This is a genomic window from Pseudomonas sp. (assembly GCF_050739655.1).
GTDB lineage: Bacteria > Pseudomonadota > Gammaproteobacteria > Pseudomonadales > Pseudomonadaceae > Aquipseudomonas.
In genome coordinates this window covers 1-5,640 of the sequence record NZ_JBOIBY010000290.1, presented here as the reverse complement: position 1 = coordinate 5,640, position 5,640 = coordinate 1, and the positions used below count along the sequence as shown (strand labels likewise).

The window sequence follows — 5,640 nt, the reverse complement described above, 5'->3', positions numbered from 1 at the left end:
GTCTACAGGTTTTTCGCGAGCAAGCTCGCTCCTACAGGTGATCTTCATCACTTAACTGACTGGCAATAGTCATGAGGACGGCTTGCCTTGCATCAGGATTTACCCAGGCAGATTTTTTCGATATTCCGTCGTGGTAATGCCCTTGTACCCCCAGTTATCGGTGTCGATTTCCTCGATCACGATATGGGTCAGCTCCGGCGGTTTACCGAGCACGCGTTGAAGGGTTTCGGTGATTTCGGCGATGACTTGGGCTTTCTGTTCGCGGGTAACGCCGTCACGGGTGATGCGTACGCTGACGAAAGGCATGTTGCTTCTCCTGCTCGCAGATTTTGAACGACTGGATGACTCAAGGTCACTGTATCTGTGTGCAGGCATCTGATAAATACTGATTGACGCACTTAATTTGATCCCTGGTGTAATCAATCATGCAGCGACAATTCGACGATCTTCAATTAGGCAGCATCGAGCTGTTTTGCCTGGCCGCCGAGGCTGGCAGTTTTACCGCGGCGGCGTTGGTGGCGGGCGTTACGCCGGCTGCGGTGAGCCGCTCGGTGTCGCGCATGGAAGAGCGTCTGGGGGTGCGGTTGTTCGCGCGCACCACCCGCAGCGTCAAGCTGACTGACAGCGGCCGCCGTTATTACGAAGAATGCCGCCAGGCATTGGCGCAATTGGTTGAAGCCCAGCGCGAGGTCATGGGGCAACAGCAACTGCCATCCGGAACCTTGCGTATCAGTATTCCGACCACCTATGCCCATCACCGGATCCTGCCGTTGCTGCCGGCCTTCCGCGCACGTTTTCCAGAGGTGAAGGTCGAGTCGCACATCAGTAATCGCAACATTGATTTCGTCGGCGAAGGCTATGACATGGCGATTCGCGTGCGGGCGATTCCCGACTCTGGCCTGATCGCCCGACAGCTGGAGGACGCCGCGTTGGTAATGATCGCCAGCCCCGATTACCTCAGGCAGGCAGGCACGCCGCAGACCCTCGACGACTTGCAACAACACGAATGCATACAATACGAACTGCCCAGCAGCGGCCGGCGCATTGCCTGGTTGTTTAACGAAGAAGGCGTGCAGCGAGAAATACTGGCCGAGGGCAATTTCCGTTGCTCCGACGACGTGCTCGGCGGCGTGACGCTGGCAAAGCACGGCGCGGGTTTGTTTCAGACCTATCGTTTCATTGTCGAAAAGGAATTGGCTGATGGGTCGCTGGTAGAAGTGCTCAAGCCATATGGCGGGCGATCGCGACCCTTTACGATGCTTTACCCGCAAAGTCGCCATATGCCTCTGAGATTGCGGGCGTTTATCGATTTCCTGCTGGAGCATTTGCCTCGCTAAAAGATCGCAGCCTGCGGCAGCTCCAGATGGCGGCGCTCTCATGTAGGAGCTGCCGAAGGCTGCGATCCTTTCCAGTGTTCGATCACCGCACACAAATGGCCGGGTGACCGTCTCTCCAATTGACCAAATTAACTAGCTAGTACAATTTATCCCCACAGGCTGAAACCCTCAGCCAATGCCAAAAATAATAAGTGGAGATACTTTGATGGCCCCCATCATTCTGGTGCTCAACGGCCCGAACCTGAACCTGCTTGGCACCCGTGAACCGTCGACCTACGGCTACGAAACCCTGGCTGATGTATCCGCCCTGTGCGGTCGCGCCGGCGAAGAGTTCGGCCTGGCGGTGGAGTTTCGCCAGACCAACCATGAAGGCGAATTGCTCGACTGGATTCACGCCGCCCGCGGCCGCTGCGCCGGGATCGTGATCAACCCGGCCGCCTGGACTCACACCTCGGTAGCGATCCGCGATGCTTTGGTCGCCAGCGAACTGCCGGTGATTGAAGTCCACCTGTCCAACGTCCATGCCCGTGAAGCCTTCCGGCACCACTCGTTCGTGTCCGCCATCGCCACCGCGGTAATGGCAGGTTTCGGCAGCCATGGCTATCGCCTGGCGCTTGAGCATTTCAGCAAACTTCTGAAAGGGTGAACAACGTGAGTCAGAACCAAGCGGTATTGGCCGGACTGATCGGCGCCGGCATCCAGGCTTCCCGCACTCCGGCATTGCACGAGCACGAAGGCGATGCTCAGGGTTTGCGTTACCTCTATCGCCTGATCGACCTCGATCAGTTGCAACTCGACAGCAATGCCCTGCCCGACCTGTTGTTGGCAGCCGAACGCATGAGTTTCACCGGGCTGAATATCACCTTCCCCTGCAAGCAGGCCATCATCCCGTTGCTTGACGAGTTGTCGCCGGAAGCCCGCGGCATTGGCGCGGTGAACACGGTGGTGCTCAAGGACGGCAAACGCATCGGCCACAATACCGATTGCCTGGGCTTTGCCGAGGGTTTTCGCCGTGGTCTGAAGGGCGTTGCCGTTGGGCGTGTCGTCCAGATGGGTGCCGGTGGTGCCGGCGCCGCAGTAGCCCACGCGCTATTGAGCGAAGGCGTACAGCAACTGAGTATTTTCGATGTGGAGATCAGCCGTGCCCAGAGCCTGGCCGATAACCTCAATCAACACTTCGGTAGCGGCCGAGCGGTTGCAGGTCTTGATTTGCCTGGAGCCCTGGCCGAGGCTGATGGTTTGGTGAACACCACGCCCATGGGCATGAAAAAACTACCGGGCATGCCCGTGCCAGTCGAACTGCTTCGATCTGAATTATGGGTCGCGGAGATTGTGTACTTCCCGCTGGAAACCGAACTGCTGCGCAATGCCCGCGCCTTGGGTTGCCGCACGCTCGATGGCGGCAACATGGCGGTGTTCCAGGCTGTGAAGGCGTTTGAGTTGTTCAGTGGCGTGGTGCCGGATGCGCAGCGGATGCTGGCGCATTTTCAAAGCATGAATGGTTGAAGAGCGAAAGATCGCAGCCTTCGGCAGCTCCTACAATTGCTGCCGCAGGGTGCGATCTTTTTATGCCTGTAAATAACGTAAAACCGACTCGCAAATCATCTCCCGATGACGCTGCTTGACGCTTTCGTCCGGCAAGTCGATCTGAAAAATCTCACCGAAAGTATGACGGTTCGACACGCGATAGAAGCAGAACGAACTGATCAGCAAATGCACATCCAAGGGATCAAGACCACTGCGGAACACACCCAGCTCGGCACCGCGACGCAGAATCTCGCCCAGGGAATCGAGGATGGTGTTGTTCATCGCCTTGATCGCATCGGACTGCTTCACATACTCGGCGTTGTGGATGTTCTCGATGCTGACGATCCGCACGAAATCGACGTTGCGGTCATGGTGATCGAAGGTGAACTCCACCAACCGCCGAATCGCCTCCACCGGCGCCAGTTCGGCCAGGTGCAGACGGTTTTCGGTGCTGCGGATATCGCCGTAGAGCTTTTCCAGAACCTCGACATAGAGCTGTTCCTTACTGCCGAAGTAGTAATAGATCATGCGCTTGGAGGTATGGATGCGCTCGGCGATGGCATCGACGCGCGCCCCTGAAAGGCCCTGCTGAACGAACTCGACAATCGCTTCCTGAAGGATGTTCTCGCGGGTTTTTTCCGGGTTGTTCTTGCGACTCTTGCGCGGCTCGGTCATCGGCTGCTCGGGCGCTACGGAGAGTTCTGAAGGTATTGTCATTGCGGGCTCACGGCCATCACTGCACAGGCTGGCGATTATGAGCCGCGCCGCACAGTGAAGGAAGCCGTGCGGCAGCGGTTTGTCGGCGTGTTTACGATTTTCCTACAACTTTGTCTGACGTACGGCACCACTTCGAGACTTGGCCATGGCCGCCAGTCGCACAGCCACGTTGGCTGCGCCGTAACCGGCATAATCATTCTTGCGCTGGATGATCTCGAAGAAGAAACGTCCCTCGAACGGCTCGGTGTACACATGAAACAGCTCACCGCCCTGAGCATCGCGGTCGTACAGCACGTTGTAATAGGCCAGTTCACTAAGGAACTCGTCATCGAAATCGAAGCGCGCCGCCAAGTCATCGTAGTAGTTGAGCGGGATATCCAGCAGCGGTACGCCCGCCTCTTTGGCGCGGCTGACCTGGGCGAAGATGTCGTCGCAATCGAACGCAATGTGATGCACGCCGGAGCCGCGATAACTCGACAAAGCGTGTGAGATCGCAGTGTTGCGGTTCTCGGAAATGTTCAGGGGCAAACGGATCGAACTGTCTCGACTGCGCAACGCTCGGCTTTTCACCAAACCATACGGATCAGGCAGAACCACTTCGTCATCAGCCTCGAAATCCAGCAGGCTCTTGTAGAACAGCACCCAGCTGTCGAGGCTGTCGGCGGGCAGCGCCATGGCCATGTGGTCGATGCGCTTGAGGCCGCCGCTGGTCTGTGCGTCGGGCAACAGGTTGAAGTCGGTGCCATAGACGTCGGCGTTCTGATCGACCAGATAGATCAGGCTGCCATCCGGCGCACGCACAGCAGCGAGTTCCAGTTCGTTGGGACCGACCAGCCCGCGATAGGGCTGGCCTTTGTAAGCCACAGCTCGCGCCAGGGCGCTGGCACTGTCCTTGACCCGCACGGCGGTGGCGCACAGCGATGGGCCGTGGGCTTCAAAGAAGCTGTGAGCGAACGAGTACGGCTCGGAGTTGAGGATCAGGTTGATATCGCCCTGACGCAGCAAGCTAACGCTTTTGGATCGATGCTGGCCGGCCTTGGCGAAACCCAACTTCTCCAGCCAATGGGAGAGCTTGGCACCGAGGCTTTCGTCCACGGCGAATTCGAGAAACTCCACACCGTTGTATTCGCTGGCCTTGGGCGTCTCGAACAGGATCTCGCGATTGGCCGTCTGGCTGGCCTCTTGCTCAAGGCGCTGGCGGGTTTTTTCTTCCAGGTACAGCAGCGAGCGCAAACCATCGGCGGCATTGGCCCGTGGCGGCGCGGCGCGGAAACCGTCGTTGAAGATTTCCAGCGACAGCGGCCCGGTATAGCCACTTTTGATGATCGGTGCGAGGAATCCCGGCAAATCGAACTCGCCCTGGCCTGGGAAGCAACGGAAATGCCGGCTCCACTCCAGCACGTCCATGGCCAGGATCGGCGCGTCGGCCATTTGCACGAAGAAAATCTTGTCGCCGGGAATCTCGGCGATAGCACTCGGGTCACCCTTGAGCGACAGCGTATGGAAACTGTCGAGCAATACTCCGAGGCTTGGGTGATCCGCCTGTCGGACGATGTTCCACACCTGCTGCCAGGTGTTCACATGTCGGCCCCAGGCCAGCGCTTCATAACCGATGCGCAGGCCGCGTGCCCCGGCGTGCTCGGCCAGCAAGCGCAAATCATCGACTAAAATTTGTTCATCACCGACCGAGTCGACCGAAGCGTTGCTGCACACCAACACCAGATCGGTGCCCAGCTCCTGCATCAGGTCGAACTTGCGCTCAGCCCGCTCCAGATTGCGCGCCAGACGATCGCGGCGGCAGCCTTCGAAGTCCCGGAACGGTTGAAACAGCGTGATGGCGATCCCGAGATCGGCGCACATCTGCTTAATTTCCCGAGGGCTGCCGGCGTAGTAGAGAAGGTCGTTCTCAAAAATCTCGACACCGTCAAAACCGGCGGCGGCAATGGCTTCGAGTTTTTCCGGCAGGGTACCGCTCAGGGATACGGTGGCAATGGAACGCTGCATGTTTCGGCTCCCGGTGGTGGAGGCAATCTTGTTAGGGCATTGCACGCTTTCGCTG

6 protein-coding genes are annotated in these 5,640 nt (G+C 58.3%); 3 read left to right on the top strand and 3 right to left on the bottom strand.

Annotation, left to right across the window (positions count from 1 at the left end; translation table 11 throughout):
• Positions 1 to 99 precede the first annotated feature (99 nt).
• Entirely contained in the window at positions 100 to 306 is a 207-nt protein-coding gene (locus ACRESJ_RS14275) for a tautomerase family protein (RefSeq protein ID WP_047533558.1), read from the bottom strand.
• A 119-nt stretch (positions 307 to 425) separates the two neighbouring features.
• On the opposite strand from ACRESJ_RS14275, the gene ACRESJ_RS14270 reads away from it, so the two are divergent.
• The 3 genes from ACRESJ_RS14270 (at position 426) to ACRESJ_RS14260 (ending at position 2,843) form a co-directional block, all read left to right on the top strand.
• Complete coding sequence (locus tag ACRESJ_RS14270) at positions 426 to 1,337, top strand: LysR substrate-binding domain-containing protein (protein ID WP_431758463.1); 912 nt, start codon at positions 426 to 428, stop codon at positions 1,335 to 1,337.
• A 205-nt stretch (positions 1,338 to 1,542) separates the two neighbouring features.
• On the top strand, positions 1,543 to 1,983 hold the full coding sequence (gene aroQ / locus ACRESJ_RS14265) for a type II 3-dehydroquinate dehydratase (RefSeq protein WP_431758462.1): 441 nt from the start codon (positions 1,543 to 1,545) through the stop codon (positions 1,981 to 1,983).
• A gap of 5 nt (positions 1,984 to 1,988) precedes the next feature.
• Positions 1,989 to 2,843, top strand: coding sequence for a shikimate dehydrogenase (locus ACRESJ_RS14260; protein WP_431758461.1), 855 nt, complete (start codon positions 1,989 to 1,991; stop codon positions 2,841 to 2,843).
• Positions 2,844 to 2,903: 60 nt separating this feature from the next.
• Here the strand turns inward: ACRESJ_RS14260 and ACRESJ_RS14255 are convergent, their stop codons facing one another.
• The gene (locus ACRESJ_RS14255; protein ID WP_431758460.1) at positions 2,904 to 3,581 is read right to left on the bottom strand and encodes a TetR family transcriptional regulator; all 678 of its coding nucleotides are present in this window, start codon (positions 3,579 to 3,581) and stop codon (positions 2,904 to 2,906) included.
• Between the two features lie 102 nt (positions 3,582 to 3,683).
• Positions 3,684 to 5,585 carry a 3-dehydroshikimate dehydratase QuiC gene (quiC, locus tag ACRESJ_RS14250; RefSeq protein ID WP_431758459.1) on the bottom strand — a complete coding sequence of 634 codons (1,902 nt, stop codon included), beginning with the start codon at positions 5,583 to 5,585 and terminating at the stop codon, positions 3,684 to 3,686.
• Positions 5,586 to 5,640 lie beyond the last annotated feature (55 nt).